The sequence below is a fragment of the Burkholderia seminalis DSM 23518 genome, assembly GCF_902832885.1.
GTDB lineage: Bacteria > Pseudomonadota > Gammaproteobacteria > Burkholderiales > Burkholderiaceae > Burkholderia > Burkholderia seminalis.
Genome location: NZ_CADFDK010000019.1, coordinates 69824 through 95425, shown reverse-complemented (window position 1 = coordinate 95425; position 25602 = coordinate 69824). Strand labels below are relative to the sequence as shown.

Below are 25602 nucleotides of genomic sequence, written 5' to 3'. Positions count from 1 at the left end.
TCAGCCGGTCGTGCCGGCCAGCCGCTGCGCGATCTCGTCGGCGAGACATTCGGGGCAGCGGCAGCGTGCGCCGGCCGCCGGCGGGGCGCCGCCGGGCAGCACCGGCATCGACGCGCACCAGCAGTCGAACGGCTGCGTACGCGCGCCGCAGTCGAAGCCGCGCCCGCAGTGCGGGCAACGCGCGCGGCGCGGGACGGAACGGGCGTCGGCGGCGGAGTCGGTCATGGCGCAATCGCGGAAACGGGCGGAAAGCCGCCCCACGCGACAAGCATAGCGCGGCGCACGGATTTTGCACGCCGGCCGCCCGGCCGACGTCCGCCGCCAACCGGCGCGCATCGCCCTGCCGCGACCGCGCGCGCCCGGCCGCCGGAATCGCGCCGCGCCATAGCCGGCGGGCCGCCGCACGCCGTGCCGCCTCGCGCCGCCGGCATTCCGGGCCGCCCAAAAACCCGATGCTGCGCTGCGCCACTCCTGTACAATTCGCCGTGTTTCAACCGTTCCCAGCCAGAGCCGCCGCCATGTCCGAGCCCATCGACCTCTCGCAGATCGCCCCGACGCTGAAAGCAGAAATCCTCGCCGAGGCGCTGCCGTACATCCGCCGTTACCACGGCAAGACCGTGGTCATCAAATACGGCGGCAACGCGATGACGGAAGAGCGGCTCAAGCAGGGCTTCGCGCGCGACGTGATCCTGCTGAAACTGGTCGGCATCAACCCGGTGATCGTCCACGGCGGCGGTCCGCAGATCGATCACGCGCTGAAGAAGATCGGCAAGGCCGGCACCTTCATCCAGGGCATGCGCGTCACCGACGAAGAGACGATGGAAGTCGTCGAGTGGGTGCTGGGCGGCGAAGTGCAGCAGGACATCGTGATGCTGATCAACCACTTCGGCGGTCACGCGGTGGGCCTGACGGGCAAGGACGGCGGCCTGATCCACGCGCGCAAGCTGCTGATGCCGGACCGCGACAACCCGGGCGAGTACATCGACATCGGCCAGGTCGGCGAAGTCGAGGCGATCAACCCGGCGGTCGTGAAGGCGCTGCAGGACGACGCGTTCATTCCGGTGATCTCGCCGATCGGCTTCGGCGAAGACGGCCTCTCGTACAACATCAACGCCGACCTCGTCGCGGGCAAGCTCGCGACCGTGCTGAACGCCGAGAAGCTGCTGATGATGACCAACATCCCCGGCGTGATGGACAAGGACGGCAACCTGCTGACCGATCTGTCCGCCCGCGAGATCGACGCGCTGTTCGAGGACGGCACGATCTCCGGCGGCATGCTGCCGAAGATCTCGTCGGCGCTCGACGCGGCGAAGAGCGGCGTGAAGTCGGTACACATCGTCGACGGCCGGATCGAGCATTCGGTGCTGCTGGAAATCCTGACCGAGCAGCCGTTCGGCACGATGATCCGCTCGCATTGAGCGCACGCCGCCAGTCGCCCGGCCCCGACCTGCCGGCCCCGCTGCGGCGCCGGCGCATCTCGCGCAGCCGGCCGCGCGCCGGCGCGCCCGTCTGGCTGTTCGACCTCGACAACACGCTGCACCACGCGTCGCACGCGATCTTTCCCGAGATCAACCGTGCGATGACGCAGTACATCGTCGACACGCTGCAGGTCGAGCGCGCCGAAGCCGACCGCCTGCGCACCGGCTACACCGAGCGCTACGGCGCCGCGCTGCTCGGCCTCACGCGCCATCACCCGATCGACCCGCACGACTTCCTGCGCGTGGTCCACACGTTTTCCGACCTGCCCGCGATGGTCCGCGCCGAGCGCGGCCTCGCGCGCATCGTCGCCGCGCTGCCGGGCCGCAAGCTGATCCTGACCAACGCGCCGGAAAACTATGCGCGCGCGGTGCTGCGCGAGCTGCGCATCGAGCGGCTGTTCGAGCGCGTGATCGCGATCGAGCACATGCGCGACCGCCGCACGTGGCGCGCGAAGCCCGATCACACGATGCTGCGCCGGACGCTGCGCGCCGCGCATGCTCGCCTGTCCGACGCGATCCTCGTCGAGGATACGCGCGGCCACCTGAAGCGCTACAAGCGTCTCGGCATCGGCACGGTATGGATCACCGGCCACCTGCCGGGCCATCTGCCCGTTACCGGGCGTCCCCACTATGTCGACCAGCGCATTCGTTCGCTAAAATCGCTCCGACTGGGCACACGATCGGGGCGACAAAAATGCAGCCGACTTACCCGCAGGACCAAGCCGTAACCGAAAGCCAGGCTACCCCCTCGCGCCCGCGCCCCAAGCCGGGCGAGCGCCGCGTCATGATCCTGCAGATGCTCGCGACGATGCTCGAGGCGCCGAAACCCGAGAAGATCACGACCGCCGCGCTCGCGGCCCGGCTCGACGTGTCGGAAGCCGCGCTGTACCGGCACTTCGCCAGCAAGGCGAAGATGTACGAAGGGCTGATCGAATTCATCGAGCAGGCGCTGTTCGGGCTCGTCAACCAGATCGTCGCGAAGGAACCGAACGGCGTGCTGCAGGCCCGAACGATCGCGCTGACGATGCTCAATTTCGCCGCGAAGAACCCCGGGATGACGCGCGTGCTGACCGGCGAGGCGCTGGTCGGCGAGGACGAGCGGCTGACCGAGCGCGTGAACCAGCTGCTCGACCGCATCGAGGCGACCGTCAAGCAATGCCTGCGCGTCGCGCGCACCGAGGCGCAGGCGCCCGACGGCGCGACGCCCTTCGTGCTGCCGGCCGACTACGATCCCGCCGCCCGCGCGAGCCTGCTCGTCAGCTACGTGATCGGCCGCTGGCACCGCTTCGCGAAAGGCGGATTCCACAAGCCGCCGGGCGAGCAGGCCGATGCGCATCTGCGGCTGATCCTGCAGTGACCGGCGCCCGGCGGCACGCCGCGCCATGCGTGCCGGAATCCGCGCCGCGCAATTTCCGCTATACTTTGCCGACTGTCGCTCCTCGGGCGGCAGGTCGGAGCGCGCCGATTTGCTGACTCGATTGCGGGCGCGCGAACCGGCCGGGCGTTGACGATGTCTCCGTCCCGGCGGTTCACTACAAATGCGGCTAAAGAGGTCGTCAGCCGCGCATCTCCGACTCCGCGCCTCGCCGACACCATTTAGCCGCCCAGTCATAAGGCGGAACGAATGGAATCGATCGGCATCGTCGCTCCACAGACCATGCACTTCGCCGAACCGCTGCGCTTGCAAAGCGGCAGCGTGATCGGCAACTATCAGCTCGTCGTCGAGACGTACGGCGAGCTCAACGCCGCGCGCTCGAACGCGGTGCTCGTCTGCCACGCGCTCAACGCGTCGCACCACGTCGCCGGCGTCTACGCGGACGATCCGCGCAGCACCGGCTGGTGGGACAACATGGTCGGCCCCGGCAAGCCGCTCGACACCAACCGCTTCTTCGTGATCGGCGTGAACAACCTCGGCTCGTGTTTCGGCTCGACCGGCCCGATGAGCATCGATCCGTCGACCGGCAAGCCGTACGGTGCAAAGTTCCCGGTGGTGACCGTCGAGGACTGGGTGCATGCGCAGGCGCGCGTCGCCGACGCGTTCGGCATCGAGCGCTTCGCCGCGGTGATGGGCGGCAGCCTCGGCGGCATGCAGGCGCTCGCGTGGAGCCTGATGTATCCGGAGCGCGTCGCGCACTGCATCGACGTCGCGTCGACGCCGAAGCTGTCCGCGCAGAACATCGCGTTCAACGAGGTCGCGCGCTCGGCGATCCTGTCCGATCCCGACTTCCACGGCGGCGACTACTACGCGCACGGCGTGAAACCGAAGCGCGGCCTGCGCGTCGCGCGGATGATCGGCCACATCACGTACCTGTCCGACGACGACATGGCCGAGAAATTCGGCCGCGCGCTGCGCCGCGCCGACGGCGCGCTCGACGCGTACAACTTCAGCTTCGACGTCGAATTCGAGGTCGAATCGTACCTGCGCTACCAGGGCGACAAGTTCGCCGACTACTTCGACGCGAACACGTACCTGCTGATCACGCGCGCGCTCGACTACTTCGACCCGGCGAAGGCGTTCGACGGCAACCTGACGGCCGCGCTCGCGCACACGCAGGCGAAGTACCTGATCGCGAGCTTCTCGACCGACTGGCGCTTCGCGCCCGCGCGCTCGCGCGAGATCGTGAAGGCGCTGCTCGACAACAAGCGCACGGTCAGCTACGCGGAAATCGATGCGCCGCACGGTCACGACGCGTTCCTGCTCGACGACGCGCGCTATCACAACCTGATCCGCGCGTATTACGAACGAATCGCCAACGAGGTGGGTGCATGAACCAGCAAGCGCTGAATTCCCTGTCCGCGCGCGCGGATTTCCGCACGATCGCGCGCTGGGTCGAGCCGCGCTCGACCGTCCTCGACCTCGGCTGCGGCGACGGCTCGCTGCTGGCGCTGCTGATGGAGGAACTGGACGTCACCGGCTACGGCATCGAGCTGAACGACGCGGGCGTGCTCGCGAGCGCGAAGAACGGCATCAACGTGATCCAGCAGAATCTCGAGGACGGCCTGCGGCTGTTCGAGGACCACAGCTTCGACATCGCGATCCTGTCGCAAACGCTGCAGACGATCCACCAGACGGCCGCGATCCTGCGCGAAACGGCGCGCGTCGGCCGCGAGTGCATCGTGTCGTTCCCGAACTTCGGCTACTGGCCGCACCGGCTGTCGGTGCTGCACGGCCGCATGCCCGTGTCGAAATCGCTGCCGTACCAGTGGCACAACACGCCGAACGTGCGGGTGCTGACGATCAAGGATTTCGAGGCGCTCGCGCCCGAAGTCGGCGTCACGATCCTCGACCGCGTCGTGCTGCACGAGGGCCAGCCGATTCGATGGGGAGCGAACTGGCGTGGTAGTCTTGCTGTCTACCGCGTCAAGCGCAGCTGAGCCGGGGGGCCGTTGACGGACGCCGGGCCCGGCCCGCGCCGCCCCCGCCGCGCGCTGCCGCCGCAATCAGTCAACGCTACCCAGTTCCAGTCCATGTCGAAAACGCCACACGAGGCGCCCGCACTCACCGCTCACGAGGATCACCCCGGCTGGCGAGCCTATCTGAACACGCACATGCTGATCTGCGTGTTCCTCGGCTTCACGTCAGGCCTGCCCCTCTTCACGCTCGTCTACCTGGTGCAGGCATGGCTGCGCTCCGAGGGCGTGAACCTGAAGGAAATCGGCCTGTTCGCGCTGATCCAGTTCCCGTATACGTGGAAGTTCCTGTGGGCGCCGCTGATGGACCGCTACATCCCGCGCCTGCCCGGCTGGCGGCCGGGCCGCCGGCGCGGCTGGATGCTGCTCACGCAGGTGCTGGTCGCCGGCGCGATCGCCGCGCTCGGCTTCGTGTCGCCGCGCGACTCGATCTGGACGGTCGCCGCGCTCACGACGCTCGTCGCGTTCTTCGGCGCGAGCTCCGACATCGTGATCGACGCGTACCGCCGCGAGCTGCTGCGCGACACCGAGCAGGGCCTCGGCAACGCGGTGCACGTGAACGCGTACAAGCTCGCCGCGCTGATCCCCGGCTCGCTGGCGCTGATCCTGTCCGACCACATGCCGTGGGACGCGGTATTCGCGCTCACCGGCGCGTTCATGCTGCCGGGCATCCTGATGACGCTGCTCGTGCGCGAGCCCGAAGTGGTCGGCACGCCGCCGCGCAACCTGCGCGACGCGATCGTGCTGCCGTTCCGCGAATTCATCCAGCGCGACGGCTGGGCCGGCGCGCTGCTCGTCATCGCGTTCATCTTCCTGTTCAAGATCGGCGACACGATGGCCACCACGCTGTCGACGTCGTTCTTCCTCGACATCGGCTTCTCGCGCACCGAGATCGGCATCGTCGCGAAGACCACCGCGCTCGTCGCGAGCGTCGCCGGCGGCATCATCGGCGGCATCTGGCTCGTGAAGATCGGCATCGGTCGCGGGCTGTGGATCTTCGGCGCGCTGCAGATGGTGTCGACGCTCGGCTTCGCGTGGCTCGCGCAGCTCGGCCCCGGCTCACCGGTACTCGCGATGCTGTACGACTTCACCGTCTCGACGAGCCATGCGATCGCATCGGCGCTGTCGGTGTTCGGCATCGCCGTCGCGCCGCAATTCAGCCCGATGACGGTCGCGCTCGCGATCGTCTACGGGTTCGAAACCTTCACGACGGGCCTGACGATGGCCGCGTTCGTCGCCTATATCGCGAGCACGACCGACCCGCGCTACACGGCCACGCAGTTCGCGCTGTTCACGAGCCTCGCGTCGGTGCCGCGCACGCTCGCGTCGGCCGCGAGCGGCTTCATCGTCGCGAAGATCGGCTGGTTCGACTACTTCATCGTGTGTACCGCGCTCGCGATTCCCGGCATGCTGCTGCTGTTCAAGATCGCGCCGTGGAACGGTACCGCCCGCAACGGCGAGGCCAGCCGTGCGCAGTGACCGCCTGCACCGCGTCGCGCGCGCGGCGGCCTCGCTGAGCATCGGCGCCGCGGCACTTGCGGCGTCGTTCGCGCACGCATCCGACGCCGCCGCGACCGCGGCGGGCTCCGGGCCCACCGCACCGCCCGCGCCGGCGACTTCCGCCGCGCCCGCGGCACCGTCCGCCGCCGAAGCCGCGCAGCCGACCGGCGCCGCCGCGCCAGCGAAGGCGTATGCGCAAACGCCTCAGCAGCAGGTCCGCTACGGCAACGCGATCGCGTTCCGCACGCTGATCCCGTCGCCGCTGCTCGAACAGCTCACCGCGAACGAATATGCGCAGATCGTGCAGACGGCCGCCGACAGCAACCGGCTGCTGCCCGCGAACCAGCCGCGCGTGAAACGCCTGCGCGCGATCGTCGCGAAGCTCGCGCCGTATTCGGTGAAGTGGAACGACCGCGTGAAGAGCTGGGCCTGGGACGTCAACGCGATCCGCTCGCGCGACATCCGCCTGACCTGCCTGCCGGGCGGCAAGGTGCTCGTGTACGGCGGCATGCTCGACCGCATCCGCCTGAACGACGACGAGCTCGGCGTGCTGCTCGCGCACGGCATCGCGCACGCGCTGCGCGAACACGCGCGCAGCAACTTCAGCGCGACGTCGCAGACGTCGCTGCGGGCGGCCGCGCTGCCGCCGCTGTTCGGCGTCGGCGATCCGCTGCCGCAGGCGCTGAATCTCGGCGAGCGCCTGCAGTCGCTTCACTACGAGCCGACCGACGAGACCGAAGCCGACGTGATCGGCGGCGACATCGCCGCACGCGCGGGCTTCGATCCGCGCGCCGCGATCACGCTGTGGGACAAGCTCGCGGTCGCGACGCGCGCGAACAAGGCGACGGGCTTCATCTACACGCACCCGTACAGCACCGCGCGACGCCAGGACCTGCTGAACCGGCTGCCCGACCTGATTCCGCTCTATGCGAAGGCGATCGGCAAGCGAGTCGACGCGCTGCCCGACTATGCGGGCATCAGCGCGCAACGGCGCAAGGTCGTCCGGCGCGCCGCCGGGTAACGCCGGACGCTACGCGTCCACCCCGGTCGCGACCGGGCGGACCCCGCTTTCACGCATCCAGCGCACCTCGTCACCGGGGCTGCGGCCGAACAGCCGCTTGAACTCGCGGCTGAACTGCGACGCGCTCGCATAACCGACGCGCGCGGCCGCCGTGCCGGCGCCCATCCCGTCCTGCACCATCATCAGCCGCGCCTGGTGCAGCCGCGCGGCCTTCACGTACTGCATCGGCGACGTCGCCGTCACGTGCTTGAACTGCGCGTGGAACACCGCGAGGCTCATTCCGGCCTCGCGCGCGAGCGTCTCGACGTCGAGGTCGGCGTTCAGTTCCGCATGGATGCGCCGCAGCGCCTTCGCGATACGGCCGAAGTGATGCTGCTGCACGAGCGCCGCGCGCATCGCGTCGCCCTGCTCGCCCGTCAGCACGCGATAGGCGATCTCGCGCATGATCGCGGGCCCCAGCACGCGCGTGTCGTGCGGCGATGCAAGCGCTTCGAGCAGCCGCACGACCGCGTCGGCCAGCGGCGCGTCGAGCGGCGTCGAATAGACGCCGAGCGGTTCGCTGACGGCCGCGCCGAGCGTCTCGTCGAGCAGGATCGCGAGCTCGGCGATCACCGCGAGGTCGACGCGGATCGAGATCGCGAGAAACGGCTCGTCCATGCTCGCGAAGGTCTCGCATTCGAACGGCAGCGGCACCGACAGCACCAGGTACTGCTGCGCGTCGTAGACGAACGATCGGTCGCCGAGATAGCCGAGCTTGCGCCCCTGGCACACGACGATGATGCTCGGTTCGTACAGCACGGGCAGGCGCGGCACGGGACGGCTCACGCGGATCAGGCGCACGCCGTCGAGCGCCGCGAGCGTATCGCCCTCGTTCGGCGCGAGATGCGTGTGCAGCTCGATCATGCGGCGCTGCACGCGGTCGCCCGCGTCGGCCAAAAGGGGTTGGAAGCTCATCGGCGTGGTCCTGCGCGGCAAGAGAATCTGGCTTGCAATGTAGCAGCCTGCACGCGTTTTGACGGCTGTTCGCGTGCAGTTCAAGAGGAATAGGCAAATCTTCGAGACCTTCGTGTATTTCGCCGGCGCGCCGCGATCCTTACGATGACGTCCTGCCTCGCCGCATCGCCACATGATGCGACGGCAGTCTGTTTCGCCGGATCCGTTCCGGACAAGGAGCCCATCGCATGAGCACTACCTATGCCTACGCGGCGACCGATTCGCAGTCGCCGCTCGCCCCGTTCGAATTCCAGCGTCGCGCGCTGCGCGACCTCGACGTCCAGATCGACGTCCTCTACTGCGGCGTCTGCCACTCGGACCTGCACCAGGCGCGCAACGAATGGCGCAACACGATCTACCCGGTCGTGCCGGGTCATGAGATCGTCGGCCGCGTGACGGCGACCGGCCCGCAGGTCTCGCGCTTCAAGGTCGGCGAGCTGGTCGGCGTCGGCTGCCTCGTCGATTCGTGCCGCACCTGCCCGAGCTGCGCCGAAGGGCTCGAGCAGTATTGCGAGAACGGCTTCGTCGGCACCTACAACGGCCAGGATCGCGTGACGGGCGACGTCACGTACGGCGGCTATTCGACGCAACTCGTCGTCGACGAGGCGTTCGTGCTGCGCGTGCCGGACACGCTCGACCCGGCCGGCGCCGCGCCGCTCCTGTGCGCGGGGATCACGACCTACTCGCCGCTGCGGCAGTGGAACGTCGGCCCCGGCAAGAAGGTCGGCATCGTCGGGCTCGGCGGCCTCGGCCACATGGGCGTGAAGCTGGCGCGCGCGATGGGCGCGCACGTCGTGCTGTTCACGACGTCGCCGTCGAAGATCGAGGACGGCAAGCGCGTCGGCGCGCACGAAGTCGTGATCTCGAAGGACGAAGCGCAGATGAACGCGCACCTGAACAGCTTCGACTTCATCCTGAACACGGTCGCCGCGCAGCACGACCTGAACCCGTTCCTGCACCTGCTGAAGCGCGACGGCACGATGACGCTCGTCGGCGCGCCGGAACACGATCACCCGTCGCCGCAGGTGTTCAACCTGATCTTCAAGCGCCGCCGCCTCGCAGGCTCGCTGATCGGCGGGATCGCGGAAACGCAGGAAATGCTCGACTTCTGCGCGCAGCACGGGATCACGTCGGATGTCGAGACGATTCCGATGCAGCAGATCAATGCCGCTTACGAGCGGATGCTGAAGAGCGACGTGAAGTACCGCTTCGTGATCGACATGGCGTCGATCAAGCAGTAAACCCCGCCTCAAACGAAACGGGCCGCATGTTCGACATGCGGCCCGTTTCGCATTCGGCGACTGCGCACGCGGCGCAGCGCCGGCAATCACTTCGCGTAGTCGTAGTCGATCGTCAGCGGCGCGTGATCGCTGAACTTGATGTCCTTGAAGATCGACGTGCGTTTCGCGGTACCGGCCACGCCCGGCGTCGCGATCTGGTAGTCGATCCGCCACCCGACGTTCTTCGCGTACGCCTGGCCGCGATTGCTCCACCACGTGTACTGCTCGGGACGCGGGTCGAGCGTGCGGAACACGTCGACATAACCGACGTCGTCGAACAGCTTCGTGAGCCATTCACGCTCTTCCGGCAGGCAGCCCGAGTTCTTCTGGTTGCTCTTCCAGTTCTTGATGTCGATTTCCTTGTGGACGATGTTCACGTCGCCGCACAGGATCACCTCGCGCTTCTTCTTGAGCTGCGCGAGGTGCGGCATGAATTCGTCCATGAAGCGGTACTTCGCCTGCTGGCGCTCCTCGCCGCTCGAACCGGACGGCACGTACACCGACACGACCGACAGCTTGCCGTAGCGCGCCTCGACGTAGCGCCCTTCGGCATCGAATTCGCTGCTGCCGAAGCCGATGATCACGTCATCGGGTTCGCGGCGGCTGTACACGCCCGCGCCGCTGTAGCCCTTCTTCTCGGCGTGGTGGAAATAGCTCTTGAAGCCGTGCGGCTCGACGAATTCGGCCGGCAGGTCGTCGGCCGATACCTTGATTTCCTGCACGCACACGCAATCGGCGTTCTGTTCGCCGAGCCAGTCGAAGAAGCCCTTCTTCGCGGCGGAGCGGATGCCGTTCAGGTTGGCGGTAATCACTCGCATCATGTCGGGTTCCGTTCAGTTCGATGTTTTTACAGGGTGGCAGCTTAACGGATCTTCACGCCTTCGAGCTCGGGCTTCGGCGGCGGGAATTCCAGCTTCATGTCGGTCATCGTGCGCAGCAGCAGCTCGGCGATCATCACGTTGCGGTGCGTCTTCGAGTTCGCGGGGATCACGTACCACGGCGCATGCTCGACCGACGTCGCGGCGAGCGCGTCGCGGTACGCGGACTGGTAGGCGTCCCAATGCTTGCGCGCATCGAGATCGGCGATGTCGAACTTCCAGTGCTTGGTCGGATCGTCGATGCGCGCCTGCAGCCGCGCGCGCTGCTCGTCCTTCGAGATGTGCAGGAAGCACTTGACGATCGTCGTGCCGTTTTCGTGCAGCATCGTCTCGAAATCGCGGATCTGCCGGTAGCGGCGCTCGCACTCCTTCGCGTCGATCGCGTCGAGCACGCGCGGCACCAGCACGTCTTCGTAGTGGCTGCGGTTGAAGATCGCGAGCTCGCCCGCGGCCGGCACCTGCGCGTGCACGCGCCACAGGAAATCGTGCGCGGCCTCGATCGGCGTGGGCGCCTTGAACGACACGACGCGCAGGCCGAGCGGGTCGACCTCGCGGAACACCGCGCGCACGGTGCCGTCCTTGCCGCTGGTGTCCATCCCCTGCAGCACGAGCAGCACGCGCTTCTTCTGCTGCGTGTGCAGGCGCTCCTGCTGGACGTCGAGCTCGGTCGACACGGCCGACAGCCGTTCGCGGTCGGCGTCCTTCGAGCCGGACGAAAACGGCTTCGCGGCCGGGTCGAACGCATCGAGCTTGAATGCGGCGGCTTCCTTCTCGCGCGTGAATTCAGGCACGCGGAAATCGTCGAGAGACGGTTGTTTCGCCATTCGTTCCTCCGTTGGACGGTGTGGCGCATACGATAACGCATCCGCCAAACGCAACGGGCCGCCCCGAACTGGTTCGAGGCGGCCCGTCGTCAAGCGCGGTTCAGGCGCGCGGTCATGCTCAGCCGAGCTTCTTCTTCAGCAGTTCGTTGACCTGCTGCGGATTGGCCTTGCCCTTGGTCGCCTTCATCGCCTGGCCGATCAGCGCGTTGAACGCCTTTTCCTTGCCCGCGCGGAATTCCTCGACCGACTTCGCGTTCGCCGCGAGCACGTCGTCGATGATCGCTTCCAGCGCGCCGGTGTCGGAGATCTGCTTGAGCCCCTTCGCGTCGATGATGCGGTCGGCCGCGCCTTCGTCGGTCGCCTTCTCGTCCCAGATCGTCGCGAAGATTTCCTTCGCGATCTTGTTCGAGATCGTGCCGTCGGCGATGCGCTGCAGCAACAGCGCGAGCTGCGCGGCCGACACGGGGATCGCGTCGATCTCGATGCCGTCGCGGTTCAGCTGCGACGACACGTCGCCCATCAGCCAGTTCGCGACGGTCTTCGCGTTCGCCGCGCCGGCCTTCGCGACCACCGACTCGAAATACGCGGCCATCGCCTTGCTCGACGTCAGCACGCCCGCGTCGTACGCGGACACGCCGTACTCGTCGGCGAAGCGCTGCTGCATCGCGGCCGGCAGTTCGGGCATCCCGGACTGCACGCGCTCGATCCAGTCCTGGCCGATCACGAGCGGCATCAGGTCGGGGTCGGGGAAGTAGCGGTAGTCGTGCGCGTCTTCCTTGCTGCGCATCGAACGCGTCTCGCGCTTGTCCGGATCGTAGAGGCGCGTTTCCTGCACGACCTCGCCGCCGTCCTCGATCAGCTCGATCTGGCGACGCACTTCATAGTTGATCGCTTCCTCGAGGAACCGGAACGAGTTCAGGTTCTTGATTTCCGCGCGCGTGCCGAACTTCTCCTGGCCGACCGGGCGTACCGACACGTTCGCATCGCAGCGGAACGAGCCTTCCTGCATGTTGCCGTCGCAGATGCCGAGCCACACGACGAGCCCGTGCAGCGCCTTCGCGTACGCGACGGCCTCGGCCGCGCTGCGCATTTCCGGCTCGGTGACGATCTCGAGCAGCGGCGTGCCCGCGCGGTTCAGGTCGATCCCCGTCATCCCGGCGAAGTCCTCATGCAGCGACTTGCCCGCATCTTCCTCGAGATGCGCACGGGTCAGGTTGACCGTCTTCTCGTAGGCCGGCTTGCCGGCCTTCTCGTTGGCGGGCACCTGGATCGTGATCCGGCCGCCCTGCACGACCGGAATCTCGTACTGGCTGATCTGATAACCCTTCGGCAGATCGGGGTAGAAATAATTCTTGCGCGCGAAGATGCTGCGCGGCGCGATGGTCGAGCCGATCGCGAGGCCGAAGCGGATCGCCCGCTCGACCGCACCGCGGTTCAGCACCGGCAGCACGCCCGGCAGCGCCAGGTCGACCGGGCAGGCCTGCGTGTTCGGCTCGGCGCCGAACTGCGTCGACGCGCCCGAGAAAATCTTCGAGACGGTCGACAGTTGCGCGTGCGTCTCGAGACCGATGACGACTTCCCATTGAGTAGCCATTGCTTACACCCCTGCCGGAACTTGCTTGTGCCAGTCGGTCGCGCGCTGGAACGCGTCGGCGACCTGCAGCATCCGGGCTTCGTTGAAATAGTTGCCGATGATCTGCAGGCCGACCGGGCGCTTCGCGTTCGCGCCCGCGCCGAAGCCGCACGGCACGCTCATGCCGGGAAGACCGGCGAGGCTCACCGACAGCGTGTAGATGTCCGCGAGATACATCTGCACCGGATCGTCGCCCTTCGCGCCGAGATCCCATGCGACCGTCGGCGACGCCGGGCCCATGATCACGTCGCAGGTCTTGAACGCTTCCTGGAAATCGTTCGCGATGATGCGGCGGATCTTCTGCGCCTGCAGGTAGTACGCGTCGTAGTAGCCGTGCGACAGCACGTACGTGCCGACCAGGATGCGGCGCTTCACCTCGGGGCCGAAGCCTTCGGCGCGCGACTTCTTGTACATGTCGAGCAGGTCGCCGTACTGCGCGGCACGATGGCCGAAACGCACGCCGTCGAAACGCGACAGGTTCGACGACGCTTCCGCCGGCGCGATCACGTAGTACACGGGGATCGACAGTTCCGTCTTCGGCAGCGACACCGGCACGAGCGTCGCGCCGAGCGCCTCATACTGCTTCAGCGCCGCGTCGATCGCCGCGCGCACGTCGTCGGCGAGGCCGTCGCCGAAATACTCGTTCGGCAGGCCGATACGCAGGCCCGCGAGCGGCTTGCCCGCATCGTTGCCGGCCGCCCACGGCTGGCCGAGGTGGCGCGTGAAATCCTCGTCGTCGCGCTCGAGGCTCGTCGAGTCGCGCTCGTCGAAGCCGGCCATCCCGTTCAGCAGCAGCGCGCAGTCGGACGCGCTCTGCGCCATCGGGCCGCCCTGGTCGAGCGACGACGCGAACGCGATCATCCCGTAGCGCGACACGCGGCCGTAGGTCGGCTTGATGCCCGTCACGCCCGCGAACGACGCGGGCTGGCGGATCGAGCCGCCGGTGTCGGTGCCGGTTGCCGCCGGCGCGAGGCGCGCGGCGACGGCGGCCGAGCTGCCGCCCGAGCTGCCGCCCGGCACGGCGTTCGTGTCCCACGGGTTCTTCACCGCGCCGAACGCGGAATTCTCGTTCGACGAGCCCATCGCGAACTCGTCCATGTTGGTCTTGCCGAGCGTGACCATGCCGGCCGCCTGCAGGCGGGCGACGACGGTCGCGTCGAACGGGCTCTCGTAGTTCGCGAGCATCTTCGAGCCGGCGGTCGAGCGCCAGCCGCGCGTGACGAAGACGTCCTTGTGCGCGATCGGCAGGCCGGTGAGCGCGCCGCCCGCGCCGCGCGCGAGTTCCGCGTCGGCGGCTTTCGCCTGCGCGAGGGTCAGGTCGGCGTCGACCTGGACGAACGCGTTCAGGTCGCGTGCGGCGTCGATCCGCTTCAGGTAGAGCTGCGCGAGCTCGACGGCCGAGCACTCCTTGGCGGCGAGCGCGGCGCGCAGTTCGGTGAGGCTTTTTGCGTGCATTGAGTGGTTTTCCTGGGAATTCTGGGTGGCGCGCGGCGCAGGGCGGCCGGCGCGCTTGTCATCGAATGCTTACTCGATCACCTTCGGCACGAGGTAGAGGCCGTCCTGGACGGCCGGCGCCGGACGCTGGTTGTCGTCGCGATTGACGACTTCCGTCACGGCGTCGTCGCGCAGGCGCTGCGCGACTTGCTGGATCTGTTCGATCGGGTGGGCGAGCGGCGCGATGCCGGCGGTATCGACCGCCTGCATCTGCTCGACGAGCCCGAAGAATTCATTGAGCTGGCCGAGCATGTGCTCGGCGTCGGCGTCGGCCATTTCGAGTCGCGCGAGGTGCGCGATGCGTTTCACATCGGTCAGGGTCAGGGCCATGCGATCACCGGAAAAACAAGGCTGCGCAGCGCATCGAAAGCAGCGCTGCGGCGGGGGGTTGGAGGGTGCGATCCCACCCTCAAAAATCGGGGCCGAAGCGGCAAAAATACCGCCCGTTTCGATTCAAATACCGTGAAATTATAAGGTATCATTACGCGTTCGACCCAAACCCGGCAGCCTTTTCCCGCACCGTTTCGCCCCGCTTCGGCAAGCCGTGCGTGCTTCGTGCGATCCCCGGTAGACATCACTCGCAGCTTCGTGCGCCGCGGCGGCCGCTTCCGCCACGCTTCCCGAGGCTGTTATTTTTTCCGCTGCCGCCCTCAGCGTCCGCTAAGCAGGGCCGGCCCAGAGCGAAACAGGATTCTGAATGTTCGGTTTTTTGCGCAGCTACTTCTCCAACGATCTTGCGATCGACCTCGGCACCGCAAACACCCTGATCTACATGCGCGGCAAGGGCATCGTCCTCGATGAGCCGTCCGTCGTGTCGATCCGCCAGGAAGGCGGCCCCAACGGCAAGAAGACGATCCAGGCGGTCGGCAAGGAAGCCAAGCAGATGCTCGGCAAGGTGCCGGGCAACATCGAGGCGATCCGCCCGATGAAGGACGGCGTGATCGCCGACTTCACCGTCACCGAGCAGATGATCAAGCAGTTCATCAAGACCGCTCATGAATCGCGCATGTTCTCGCCGTCGCCGCGCATCATCATCTGCGTGCCGTGCGGCTCGACCCAGGTCGAGCGCCGCGCGATCAAGGAAGCCGCGCACGGCGCCGGCGCATCGCAGGTCTACCTGATCGAGGAGCCGATGGCGGCCGCGATCGGCGCGGGCCTGCCGGTGTCGGAAGCCACCGGCTCGATGGTCGTCGACATCGGCGGCGGCACGACCGAAGTCGGCGTGATCTCGCTCGGCGGCATCGTGTACAAGGGTTCGGTGCGCGTCGGCGGCGACAAGTTCGACGAGGCGATCGTCAACTACATCCGCCGCAACTACGGGATGCTGATCGGCGAACAGACCGCCGAGGCGATCAAGAAGGAAATCGGCTCCGCGTTCCCGGGCTCCGAAGTCAAGGAAATGGAAGTGAAGGGCCGCAACCTGTCGGAAGGCATTCCGCGCAGCTTCACGATCTCGAGCAACGAAATCCTCGAGGCGCTGACCGATCCGCTGAACCAGATCGTGTCGTCGGTGAAGATCGCGCTCGAGCAGACGCCGCCGGAACTCGGCGCCGACATCGCCGAACGCGGGATGATGCTGACGGGCGGCGGCGCGCTGCTGCGCGACCTCGATCGCCTGCTCGCGGAAGAAACCGGCCTGCCGGTGCTCGTCGCCGAAGATCCGCTCACCTGCGTCGTGCGCGGTTCGGGCATGGCGCTCGAGCGCATGGACAAGCTGGGCAGCATCTTCTCGTACGAGTGATCGTCTAGGCAGTTCCCTGACATGACGCACCCGCGGCGTGGCCGGATCGCTCGTTCAGAACGAACCGCCGCGCCGTTTGCGCGTCTGAGCATCATTTAACCGATCACACGCGCCCGGCGCCGACCATGGAATACAGTCCGCCGCCCCTCTTCAAGCAAGGTCCGCCCGCGCTCGCGCGGCTCATCTTCTTCGTTGCCCTCGCCATCGCGCTCCTCGTGTCGGACGCGCGCTTCAGCACGCTCGAAATCGTGCGCGGCGTGCTCGGCACCGTGCTCTATCCGCTGCAGCGCGCGGCGCTCGTGCCGCGCGACCTGTTCATGGGCGCGGCCGACATCGCCGTCACCGGCGCGTCGCTGCGCCACGAGAACGACGATCTGCGCAAACGCAACCTGCAGTTGTCCACGCAGGCCAACCAGGCCGCCGTGCTCACGCAGGAAAACGCGCACCTGCGCGCGGTGCTCGAGCTGCGCCAGCACATCGCGACGCAATCGACGCCGGTCGAGATCCAGTACGACACGAGCGATCCGTTCACGCAGAAGATCGTGATCGGGCAAGGCTCGCAACAGGGCATCCAGAACGGCTCGCCCGTCGTCAGCGAGGACGGCGTGATCGGCCAGGTCACGCGCGTGTTCCCGCTGCAGGCCGAAGTCACGCTGGTCACCGACCGCGATCTCGCGATTCCCGTGCAGGTGCTGCGCACCGGCCTGCGCAGCGTGATCTACGGCACGCCGAAGGGCGATTCGCTCGACCTGCGCTTCGTGCCGACGAGCGCCGATCTCGTCGCCGGCGACGAACTCGTCACGAGCGGCCTCGACGGCGTCTATCCGCCCGGCCTGCCGGTCGCGAAGGTCGCGCGCGTCGACAAGCTCGCCGATACCGCATTCGCACGCGTGACCTGCGCGCCGATCGCCGCCGTGCGCGGCGCGCGCCAGATGCTCGTGCTGCATTACCAGAACGACATCCCGCCGCGCCCGGCCGAGCCCGATCCGGCCGCCGACAAGAACGCGAAGGGCAAGAAGGGCGCGAAAGCCGCCGCGAAGGGCGAGAAGGGCGAGAAGGGCGAGAAGGGCGAGAAGGGCGAGAAGGGCGAGAAGGCCGACGCGAACGCGAAGCCGGCCGCCGCGCCCCCGCCGGCCGCGAAGCCTGCACCGGCGGCGCCCGCCGCTCCGGCCAGGCCGGCCGCCGCGCCCGCGAAGCCCGCGGCCGGGCAACCAGGAGCCCAGCGATGAACCGCCCGCAATACATCCTGCAGCCGGTCAATCCGTACTTCATCGTCTTCAGCCTCGCCGCCGCGTTCCTGCTGAACCTGATGCCGTGGGGCCGCCTGCCCGGCGTGCCCGACTTCGTCGCGCTCGTGCTGCTGTTCTGGAACATCCATCAGCCGCGCAAGGTCGGGATGGGCGTCGCGTTCGCGCTCGGCATCCTGATGGACGTGCACGACGCGGGGCTGCTCGGCGAGCACGCGCTCGCCTATACGCTGCTGTCGTACGGCGCGATCACGATCCACCGCCGCGTGCTGTGGATGCCGATCGGCGTGCAGGTGCTGTATGTCACGCCGCTGCTCGTCGTCGCGCAGCTCGTGCCGTTCGTGATCCGTCTGCTGATGGGCGCGGCGTTCCCGGGCTGGCGCTACCTCGTCGACGGCTTCGTCGAAGCCGCGCTGTGGCCGATCGCGAGCCACCTGCTGCTGATGCCGCAACGCCGCCCGGTCGATCCGGACGACACGCGCCCCATCTGAGCCGGACCGACCTTGAATACCCGCCGCCCCCACGCCCGTTGCGCCCAGGGGCGGCACCTCGCCCGCCCGCGCGGGCCAGACCGCCCCTAACCGCATGACCGAATTCAACGACACCCAACAGCAGCTCTCGAAGTTCCGCCTGCGCGTCGCGGCGGCGGGCGTGTTCGTGTTCGTCTGCTTCGGGCTGCTCGCGAGCCGCTTCTTCTACCTGCAGCTGATGCAGCACGGCAAATACGCGCTGCAGGCCGAGGAGAACCGCATCTCGGTCGCGCCGATCGTGCCGAACCGCGGGATCATCACCGACCGCAACGGCGTGATCCTCGCGAAGAACTATTCGGCGTACACGCTCGAGATCACGCCGTCGAAGCTCGACGACACGCTCGACAACACGATCGACAAGCTGTCCGAGATCGTCCCGATCGACGCGCGCGACCGCCGCCGCTTCAAGAAGCTGCAGGAAGACTCGAAGAACTTCGAGAGCCTGCCGATCCGCACGCGGCTCACCGACGCGGAAGTCGCGCGTTTCACCGCGCAGCGCTTCCGCTTCCCCGGCGTCGACGTGCGCGCGCGGCTGTTCCGGCAATATCCGCTCGGCATGACGGCCGCGCACGTGATCGGCTACATCGGCCGGATCTCGAAGCGCGACCAGGATCGCATCGACGCGATGAGCGACGACAACGACAGCGACCAGGAAAACTACGATCCGCGCCGCGACGCGAACAACTACAAGGGCACCGACTACATCGGCAAGATCGGCGTCGAGCAGAGCTACGAGACCGAGCTGCACGGGCTGACGGGCTTCGAGGAAGTCGAGGTGACGGCCGGCGGCCGGCCGGTGCGCACGCTGTCGCGCACGCAGGCGACGCCCGGCAACAACCTCGTGCTGTCCCTCGACATCGGGCTGCAGCAGGTCGCCGAGCAGGCGTTCGCCGGCAAGCGCGGCGCGCTCGTCGCGATCGAGCCGAAAACGGGCGACGTGCTCGCGTTCGTGTCGTCGCCGAGCTTCGACCCGAACTCGTTCGTCGACGGCATCGACCAGCAGACCTGGGACGAGCTGAACAACTCGCCGGACAAGCCGCTGCTGAACCGCCCGCTGCACGGCACCTACCCGCCCGGCTCGACCTACAAGCCGTTCATGGCGCTCGCGGGCCTGACGCTCGGCAAGCGCACGCCGGGCTGGGGCTTCCAGGATCCCGGCTACTTCACGTTCGGCGGCCATACGTTCCGCAACGACGTGCGTTCGGGCCAGGGCTGGGTCGACATGAACAAGGCGATCATGGTGTCGAACGACACCTACTTCTACATGCTCGCGCGCGACCTCGGCGTGAACGCGATCGCGAACTTCATGAAGCCGTTCGGCTTCGGCCAGATCACCGGGATCGACATCCAGGGCGAGGCGCGCGGGATCCTGCCGTCGACCGACTGGAAGAAGAAGGCGTTCAAGAAGGCCGCGCAGCAGAAGTGGTTCGACGGCGAAACGATCAGCCTCGGGATCGGCCAGGGCTACAACTCGTTCACGATCCTGCAGCTGGCTCACGCGACCGCGACGCTCGCGAACAACGGCGTCGTGATGAAGCCTCACCTCGTGAAGGAAGTCGAGGATCCGATCACGCGCGCGCGCCACCTGACCGTGCCGAAGGAAAGCGAGGTGATCCCGCTCAAGGCGGCCGACATCGACGTCGTGAAGCGCGGGATGGAGAACGTGATCGAGAACCCGTCCGGCACCGCGTACAAGGTATTCCGCGGCGCGCCGTACCTCGCGGCCGGCAAGACCGGTACCGCGCAGGTGTTCTCGCTGCAGGGCTCGAACTACAAGGGCCACCTGCTCGCCGAGCACCTGCGCGACCACGCGCTGTTCATCGCGTACGCGCCGGTCGACCACCCGCAGATCGCCATCGCGCTGGTCGTCGAGAACGGCGGCTGGGGCGCGCAGGCCGCCGGCCCGATCGCGCGCCGCGTGCTCGACTACTACCTGGTCGAGCGCCAGAACCCGAAGAACGAGGCGGCGGCCGTGGCGGCCGCCGCGTCGGCGACCGAACCCATCAGCGCACCGGTGATCGGCGATGCGACCAAGCCCGCCGCCGTCGCGGCCGGCTTCAAGGCGCTGCCGCAGCCGGTCGTGCCGACCGCGGCCAGCGCGGCGGATGCGGCATCGGCTGCCTCGGCCGCCGCCGCATCGGACGCAGCCGCCAGCGCGGCCCAGCCGGCCGACGCGAGCGCCGCGGCGCCGAGGGCCGCGAGCCTGCCGCCGATCCGGCGCCCGCACCGGCCGCGCCGGCCCGCCAGCGATGCGCAGCCGCTTGCCGCCGCGCCGCGGGACGACAACCACCGTGCGACGGCCCCCGCGAAAGCGGCGGACGCCGGCACCGCTCATTAACGGAGAAAGGCATGCAATTCGACAAGCGCGCCTGGCTCGACAAGATCAAGCAGATGTTCGCGGGCTTCGACCGCCCGCTCGCCCTCATCGTGTTCCTGCTGCTGTGCGTCGGCATCGTCACGCTGTACAGCGCATCGATCGACATGCCGGGCCGCGTCGAGGATCAGCTGCGCAACATCCTGCTGACCTTCGTGCTGATGTGGGTGATCGCCAACATTCCGCCGACCACGCTGATGCGCTTCGCGGTCCCGCTCTATACGTTCGGGGTCGCGCTACTGGTTGCGGTCGCGCTGTTCGGGATGACCAAGAAGGGCGCGAAGCGCTGGCTGAACGTCGGCGTCGTGATCCAGCCGTCCGAAATCCTCAAGATCGCGACACCGCTGATGCTCGCGTGGTACTACCAGCGCCGCGAGGGCGGGCTGCGCTGGTACGACTTCGTCGCCGCGTTCGGGATCCTGATGGTGCCGGTCGGGCTGATCGCGAAGCAGCCCGACCTCGGCACGGGCCTGCTCGTGTTCGCGGCAGGCTTCTTCGTGATCTACCTCGCCGGCCTGTCGTTCAAGCTGATCGTGCCGGTGCTCGTCGCGGGCGTGATCGCGGTCGGCTCGATCGCCGTGTTCGAGGAGCGCATCTGCCAGCCGGACGTGCAGTGGCCGCTGATGCACGATTACCAGAAGCACCGCGTGTGCACGCTGCTCGACCCGACCTCCGACCCGCTGGGCAAGGGCTTCCACACGATCCAGGCCGTGATCGCGATCGGCTCGGGCGGCGTGCTCGGCAAGGGCTATCTGAAAGGCACGCAGGCGCACCTCGAATTCATTCCGGAAAAGCACACCGACTTCATCTTCGCGGTGTTCTCGGAGGAATGGGGGCTCGTCGGCGGGCTCGTGCTGCTGACGCTGTACATGGCGCTGATCGCGCGCGGGCTCTACATCGCCGCGCAAGGCGCGACGCTGTTCGGCCGCCTGCTCGCAGGCTCGCTCACGCTCGCGTTCTTCGTCTACGCGTTCGTCAACATCGGGATGGTGAGCGGCGTGCTGCCGGTCGTCGGCGTGCCGCTGCCGTTCATGAGTTACGGCGGCACGGCGCTCACGACGCTCGGCATCGCGATCGGGATGATCATGAGCGTCGGGCGGCAGCGGCGCCTGATGAAGAGCTGACCGCGCGGCCTGCCCCGCGGTCGAGGAAAACGGCGCTCCGGGGCGCCGTTTTTCATGGAACGGACCACAACGCCGCGTGCGCTCATGGCGGCGGCGCGTGCGGCCCGCCCGGCTCCGCCGCGCCGCCCGGTGCCGGCCCCTGCGACTTCAGCCGCGCGCTCAGCTCCTTGAATTTCAGCCCGGCCGTCTCGTCGCCCTGCGCGGCCGCCGCCGCGTAATACGCCCGCGCGATGTTCAGGTTCTGCGCGACGCCGTCGCCGCCGCGCTCGTAGAACGACGCGGTCACGTACTGCGCGGTCGGCTCGCCGGCGTCGGCGGCCTGCTTGTACCACCCGAACGCCTGCCGGTTGTCGCGCGGCGTGCCGCGCCCGTCGAGGAACTGGTTCGCGAGCGACAGCTCGGCCTGCACGCGCCCCTGCTTCGCCGCCCGCAGGAACCAGCGATGCGCTTCGGCCGGGTCGCGCGCGACGAACTCGCCGTCGTCGAACATCCGGCCGTACACGTATTGCGCATGCGACATGTTCGCGTCGGCCGCGCGCTTCAGCCAGCGCAACCCTTCGTCGACGTTCGCGGTCACGCCCTCGCCCGTCAGCAGCATCATCGCGTAGTTGAATTGCGCGAGACGATCGCCGCGCTCGGCCGCGTCGTGGAACTGCACCAGCGCCGCGCGATAGTCGCCGGCGTTGTAGTCCGCGACCGCCGACTGCGTCTCGCGCGACGGATCGGGCTTCGCTTGCGGCGTGCCCTGCGCGGCCGCCGCGATACACAGGGCCCACAGGCCGACCATCACGCCGATCCGCGCGCGCACGCCGCATTCACCGCTGCCGCCGTTCATGACCGTACCTCCTGCAATGCCTGCCGCGTCGCGCGCAACAGCCAGCTCACGTCGGCCGACACCGTGATCATCCGGTAGCCGGCCTCGCGGTACTGGCGCGCGGCCGCCGTGTCGCCGGCGAAGATGCCGACCGCGACGCCGGCCTGCCGGCCGGCCGCCAGCACGCGCGCCATCGCGGTTTCGACGTCCGGGTGGCGGATGTCGCCGAGATGCCCGAGGCTCGCCGCGAGATCGGCCGGGCCGACGAACAGGCAGTCGATGCCCGGCGTCGCCGCGATCCGCTCGACTTCGTCGACACCGCGCGCCGATTCGATCTGCACGATCACCGCGACCTGCGCGTTCGCCGTCTGCACGTAATCGCGGCGCATGCCGAATGCCGCCGCGCGCACCATGCCCGCGACGCCGCGCAGCCCGTCGGGCGAATCGGGCGACGGATAGCGCGTGAGCCGCACCGCGTGCGCGGCTTCGTCGGGCGTCTCGATGCCGGGGAACATCAGCGTGCGCGCGCCGGCGTCGAGCGCGCGCTTCACGAGCCACGGCTCGCGCGCCGGCACCCGCACGACGGGCTCGCTCGGCAGGTGGGCGGCCGCGATCGCGCGCAGCTGCGAGGCCACGTCGCGGCTGTCGTTCGGCGCATGCTCCATGTCGATGCAGAGCCAGTCGTAGCCGGCATGCGCAAGCGCTTCCGCGGCCGACTCGCTGCCGAGCGACAGCCACAGGCCGTACAGCGGATCGTCGCCATCACGCAGGCGTTGTTTGAGGGAATTGGTGAGCGTGCTCATCGATACGGCCTCCTGGACGGAACGGCAATCGAACGGGACAAGCAACAGGCGAGGCGGGACGCAACCCGTCGTGCAGTGCGGCACGGCGGCGGCACCAGGATCGCCCCTGGAATCGTTAGTCGGCGACAGGCAGCCGATCTGACAGCGCATGCCGTACGACGGCGCACGGGCATCGTGTCCGGTGCCACTCGACGATCATAGCGCGCGGTTACGCGGAATGTGGGAACAGGCGGGATGCGGCGCCGGCGCGGGTCGAAGCCGCACGGCACGGTGACGGGCAGCCCGCACCGGCCGGCGCGGGCTGCCGGGAAGGAAAATCAGCGGCCGGGCTGGCGCTCGACGTCGGCCCAGCAGTTCGGCGTTTCGTACAGCCGCACGCGCTCGAGGCGCAGGTTCACGCCGTAGTGCGCGTCGTACACGTTCGCGAGGAGGTCGAACGCGATCGCGGCGAGGTTCTCGACGGTCGGGATCCGGTCGATCACGACGGTCTTGTGGTCGGCCATCTGCTCGAGGAACGAGCGCACGACCTCGTCGCGCGCATAGACCAGGAACGCGTGATCCCACTTGCTGACGAGGTGCTCCATCGCGAGCGCCTTCACGTCGGCGAAATCCATCACCATGCCGCGGTCGGGCGCCCCCTCGGTATCGACGAGATCGCCGCGCAGCGTGATTTCGAGCACGTAGCGATGGCCGTGCAGGTTCCTGCACTGGCTGCGGTGATCGGGGATGCGGTGGCCCGCGTCGAATTCGAGTTTTCGGGTAATCAGCACGATGTCAAAAGCCGGGGCTCAGGGAATGTTCAGATATTTGTGGGTCTGCATCGACAGCCGCCACTGCGGATGACGCTTGCACCAGTCGATCGCGAGTTTCGTATTGAGGTCGCGCGACGGGCCGTCCATCGGCTGGACCAGGAAGTACTCGAAGTCGAGCTTCGCATAGTCGGCCAGCCGCTGGTTGTCCTGGGGGATCACGACCTTCAGCTCGTTGCCCTTCGTGACGACGAGCGGCGCGTCGGCCTTCGGGCTCACGCAGATCCAGTCGATCGATTCGAGCACCGGCAGCGAGCCGTTGGTCTCGATCGCGATCTCGAAGCCGGCCGCGTGCAGCGCGTCGACGAGCGGCTGGTCGAGCTGCAGCATCGGCTCGCCGCCCGTGCAGACGACGAAGCGGTGCGCCTCGCCCTCCGGCCACAGGCCGGCGATCGTCGCGACGAGCGCATCGGCGTCCTTGAACTTGCCGCCGTTCTCGCCGTCGGTGCCGACGAAGTCGGTATCGCAGAAGCGGCACACGGCCTCCGCACGATCCTCTTCGCGGCCCGACCACAGGTTGCAGCCGGCGAACCGGCAGAACACGGCCGGCCGGCCCGCATTCGCGCCCTCGCCCTGCAACGTGTAGAAAATTTCCTTGACCGCGTAAGTCATCGTGCTTCGTCCGGCTCGCGCCGCTCGTTGTCGATCAGAATCCGTTATTCATGCGGCGCTGCCGGCGCATCCGCGTCACAGCGGCGCTTCGGTCACCCGCTCGCCCTTCAGGTAAGCCTCGTAGCCGCGCTTGCGCAGCTTGCAGGCCGGGCACTCGCCGCAGCCGAAGCCCCAGTCGTGCAGTTCCGCGCGCTCGCCCACGTAGCACGTGTGCGTCTCGACGCGGATCAGTTCGACGAGCGCTTCGCCGCCGAGCTGCTCGGCCAGTTGCCAGGTCTGCGCCTTGTCGAGCCACATCAGCGGCGTCTCGAGCACCATGCGCGTATCCATCCCGAGATTCAGCGCAACCTGCAGCGCCTTCATCGTGTCGTCGCGGCAGTCGGGATAGCCCGAGAAATCGGTCTCGCACATCCCGCCGACCAGTACGCGCAGCCCGCGGCGATAGGCGATCGCCGCGGCGATCGTCATGAACATCAGGTTGCGGCCCGGCACGAACGTGTTCGGCAGGCCGTTCGCCGTCGTCTCGATCTCGATCGTGCGCGTCATCGCGGTATCGCTGATCGCGCCGAGCACCGACAGGTCGATCATGTGATCGTCGCCGAGCCGGTCCGACCATGCGGGAAAATCGCGCTTCAGCGCTTCGCGCACGCCTTCGCGACATTCGAGCTCGACGATATGGCGCTGGCCGTAATCGAAGCCGAGCGTCTCGACCGTCTGGTAGCGTTCGAGGGCCCATGCCACGCACGTGGCCGAGTCCTGCCCGCCGGAAAACAACACGAGCGCGCCGTCTTTAGCGTCTGTCCGAGTCACCGTGATACTCCGTGAATGTGTAGGCTCGCGTCGCGCTCCGACCCTGGGCCGGCTGCCGCCGGGCGGCCCGACGCGGCCGGCCCGCGCCGGCTCGACCAGTATAGGCAGCGCGGTCGGCCGCGAACGCGGCGGCGCGCTTATACCGTCCATCGCGCAGCATCATTGCCGCATGCCGCGGCGGCGTGCGCTTCGCAGCCTGCCGTGCGCGTGAAGCGATGCGCTAAGT

At 68.0% G+C, this 25602-nt stretch carries 25 protein-coding genes; 13 read left to right on the top strand and 12 right to left on the bottom strand.

The window, feature by feature from the left end:
• The gene (locus HWX00_RS33555) at nucleotides 1-225 is read right to left on the bottom strand and encodes a cysteine-rich CWC family protein (protein ID WP_034190250.1); all 225 of its coding nucleotides are present in this window, start codon (nucleotides 223-225) and stop codon (nucleotides 1-3) included.
• Nucleotides 226-518: 293 nt separating this feature from the next.
• On the opposite strand from HWX00_RS33555, the gene argB reads away from it, so the two are divergent.
• The 7 genes from argB to HWX00_RS33520 all read left to right on the top strand — a co-directional run bounded on the left by argB (nucleotide 519) and on the right by HWX00_RS33520 (nucleotide 7410).
• On the top strand, nucleotides 519-1418 hold the full coding sequence (gene argB, locus HWX00_RS33550) for an acetylglutamate kinase (RefSeq protein ID WP_034190249.1): 900 nt from the start codon (nucleotides 519-521) through the stop codon (nucleotides 1416-1418).
• Nucleotides 1415-2206, top strand: a complete 792-nt coding sequence (locus HWX00_RS33545) for an HAD-IA family hydrolase (RefSeq protein ID WP_034190248.1) — start codon at nucleotides 1415-1417, stop codon at nucleotides 2204-2206. Before argB ends, HWX00_RS33545 begins: the two co-directional genes overlap by 4 nt.
• Complete coding sequence (gene slmA, locus HWX00_RS33540) at nucleotides 2173-2835, top strand: nucleoid occlusion factor SlmA (RefSeq protein ID WP_034190247.1); 663 nt, start codon at nucleotides 2173-2175, stop codon at nucleotides 2833-2835. The genes HWX00_RS33545 and slmA overlap by 34 nt, the downstream gene beginning before the upstream one ends.
• Before the next feature lie 267 nt (nucleotides 2836-3102).
• Nucleotides 3103-4248: a homoserine O-succinyltransferase MetX gene (gene metX, locus HWX00_RS33535; protein WP_034190246.1), complete on the top strand. Its 1146-nt coding sequence runs from the start codon at nucleotides 3103-3105 to the stop codon at nucleotides 4246-4248.
• Complete coding sequence (metW, locus tag HWX00_RS33530) at nucleotides 4245-4853, top strand: methionine biosynthesis protein MetW (protein ID WP_034179337.1); 609 nt, start codon at nucleotides 4245-4247, stop codon at nucleotides 4851-4853. The genes metX and metW overlap by 4 nt, the downstream gene beginning before the upstream one ends.
• Before the next feature lie 93 nt (nucleotides 4854-4946).
• On the top strand, nucleotides 4947-6368 hold the full coding sequence (locus tag HWX00_RS33525; RefSeq protein WP_059561492.1) for an AmpG family muropeptide MFS transporter: 1422 nt from the start codon (nucleotides 4947-4949) through the stop codon (nucleotides 6366-6368).
• Complete coding sequence (locus HWX00_RS33520) at nucleotides 6358-7410, top strand: M48 family metallopeptidase (protein WP_175868179.1); 1053 nt, start codon at nucleotides 6358-6360, stop codon at nucleotides 7408-7410. Before HWX00_RS33525 ends, HWX00_RS33520 begins: the two co-directional genes overlap by 11 nt.
• 9 nt (nucleotides 7411-7419) lie before the next feature.
• On the opposite strand, the gene HWX00_RS33515 is transcribed toward HWX00_RS33520, so the two are convergent.
• Nucleotides 7420-8364, bottom strand: coding sequence for an AraC family transcriptional regulator (locus HWX00_RS33515; RefSeq protein WP_034190243.1), 945 nt, complete (start codon nucleotides 8362-8364; stop codon nucleotides 7420-7422).
• Between the two features lie 227 nt (nucleotides 8365-8591).
• On the opposite strand from HWX00_RS33515, the gene HWX00_RS33510 reads away from it, so the two are divergent.
• Nucleotides 8592-9644: an NAD(P)-dependent alcohol dehydrogenase gene (locus HWX00_RS33510; protein ID WP_175029306.1), complete on the top strand. Its 1053-nt coding sequence runs from the start codon at nucleotides 8592-8594 to the stop codon at nucleotides 9642-9644.
• Between the two features lie 86 nt (nucleotides 9645-9730).
• Here HWX00_RS33510 and HWX00_RS33505 read toward each other — a convergent pair whose 3' ends face one another.
• The 5 genes from HWX00_RS33505 to gatC all read right to left on the bottom strand — a co-directional run bounded on the left by HWX00_RS33505 (nucleotide 9731) and on the right by gatC (nucleotide 14842).
• A complete protein-coding gene (locus HWX00_RS33505; protein WP_034190241.1) occupies nucleotides 9731-10504 on the bottom strand; it encodes an exodeoxyribonuclease III in 774 nt (257 codons plus the stop codon).
• Between the two features lie 41 nt (nucleotides 10505-10545).
• Entirely contained in the window at nucleotides 10546-11385 is an 840-nt protein-coding gene (locus HWX00_RS33500; RefSeq protein ID WP_034190240.1) for a polyphosphate kinase 2 family protein, read from the bottom strand.
• 118 nt (nucleotides 11386-11503) lie between these two features.
• Nucleotides 11504-12979, bottom strand: coding sequence for an Asp-tRNA(Asn)/Glu-tRNA(Gln) amidotransferase subunit GatB (gatB, locus tag HWX00_RS33495; protein ID WP_034190239.1), 1476 nt, complete (start codon nucleotides 12977-12979; stop codon nucleotides 11504-11506).
• 3 nt (nucleotides 12980-12982) lie between these two features.
• Complete coding sequence (gatA, locus tag HWX00_RS33490) at nucleotides 12983-14473, bottom strand: Asp-tRNA(Asn)/Glu-tRNA(Gln) amidotransferase subunit GatA (RefSeq protein WP_034190238.1); 1491 nt, start codon at nucleotides 14471-14473, stop codon at nucleotides 12983-12985.
• 69 nt (nucleotides 14474-14542) lie between these two features.
• A complete protein-coding gene (gene gatC / locus HWX00_RS33485; protein WP_034190237.1) occupies nucleotides 14543-14842 on the bottom strand; it encodes an Asp-tRNA(Asn)/Glu-tRNA(Gln) amidotransferase subunit GatC in 300 nt (99 codons plus the stop codon).
• 367 nt (nucleotides 14843-15209) lie between these two features.
• On the opposite strand from gatC, the gene HWX00_RS33480 reads away from it, so the two are divergent.
• The 5 genes from HWX00_RS33480 to rodA all read left to right on the top strand — a co-directional run bounded on the left by HWX00_RS33480 (nucleotide 15210) and on the right by rodA (nucleotide 21528).
• Complete coding sequence (locus HWX00_RS33480; protein ID WP_004189550.1) at nucleotides 15210-16253, top strand: rod shape-determining protein; 1044 nt, start codon at nucleotides 15210-15212, stop codon at nucleotides 16251-16253.
• Between the two features lie 125 nt (nucleotides 16254-16378).
• Nucleotides 16379-17482, top strand: coding sequence for a rod shape-determining protein MreC (gene mreC, locus HWX00_RS33475; RefSeq protein WP_175029307.1), 1104 nt, complete (start codon nucleotides 16379-16381; stop codon nucleotides 17480-17482).
• On the top strand, nucleotides 17479-17991 hold the full coding sequence (gene mreD / locus HWX00_RS33470; RefSeq protein ID WP_006482567.1) for a rod shape-determining protein MreD: 513 nt from the start codon (nucleotides 17479-17481) through the stop codon (nucleotides 17989-17991). Before mreC ends, mreD begins: the two co-directional genes overlap by 4 nt.
• Before the next feature lie 94 nt (nucleotides 17992-18085).
• A complete protein-coding gene (gene mrdA / locus HWX00_RS33465; protein ID WP_034190235.1) occupies nucleotides 18086-20368 on the top strand; it encodes a penicillin-binding protein 2 in 2283 nt (760 codons plus the stop codon).
• Nucleotides 20369-20379: 11 nt separating this feature from the next.
• Nucleotides 20380-21528 (top strand): rod shape-determining protein RodA, encoded by a 1149-nt coding sequence (rodA, locus tag HWX00_RS33460; protein ID WP_049028978.1) that lies wholly within the window; start codon nucleotides 20380-20382, stop codon nucleotides 21526-21528.
• Between the two features lie 82 nt (nucleotides 21529-21610).
• Here rodA and HWX00_RS33455 read toward each other — a convergent pair whose 3' ends face one another.
• The 5 genes from HWX00_RS33455 to queC form a co-directional block, all read right to left on the bottom strand.
• Nucleotides 21611-22363, bottom strand: coding sequence for a tetratricopeptide repeat protein (locus HWX00_RS33455; protein ID WP_175028603.1), 753 nt, complete (start codon nucleotides 22361-22363; stop codon nucleotides 21611-21613).
• A complete protein-coding gene (locus tag HWX00_RS33450) occupies nucleotides 22360-23145 on the bottom strand; it encodes an HpcH/HpaI aldolase family protein (RefSeq protein WP_034190232.1) in 786 nt (261 codons plus the stop codon). Before HWX00_RS33450 ends, HWX00_RS33455 begins: the two co-directional genes overlap by 4 nt.
• A 317-nt stretch (nucleotides 23146-23462) precedes the next feature.
• A complete protein-coding gene (gene queD / locus HWX00_RS33445; protein ID WP_006482561.1) occupies nucleotides 23463-23915 on the bottom strand; it encodes a 6-carboxytetrahydropterin synthase QueD in 453 nt (150 codons plus the stop codon).
• An 18-nt stretch (nucleotides 23916-23933) separates the two neighbouring features.
• Nucleotides 23934-24566, bottom strand: a complete 633-nt coding sequence (gene queE, locus HWX00_RS33440; protein WP_034190231.1) for a 7-carboxy-7-deazaguanine synthase — start codon at nucleotides 24564-24566, stop codon at nucleotides 23934-23936.
• A 75-nt stretch (nucleotides 24567-24641) separates the two neighbouring features.
• On the bottom strand, nucleotides 24642-25376 hold the full coding sequence (gene queC / locus HWX00_RS33435) for a 7-cyano-7-deazaguanine synthase QueC (RefSeq protein WP_059561481.1): 735 nt from the start codon (nucleotides 25374-25376) through the stop codon (nucleotides 24642-24644).
• Nucleotides 25377-25602 lie beyond the last annotated feature (226 nt).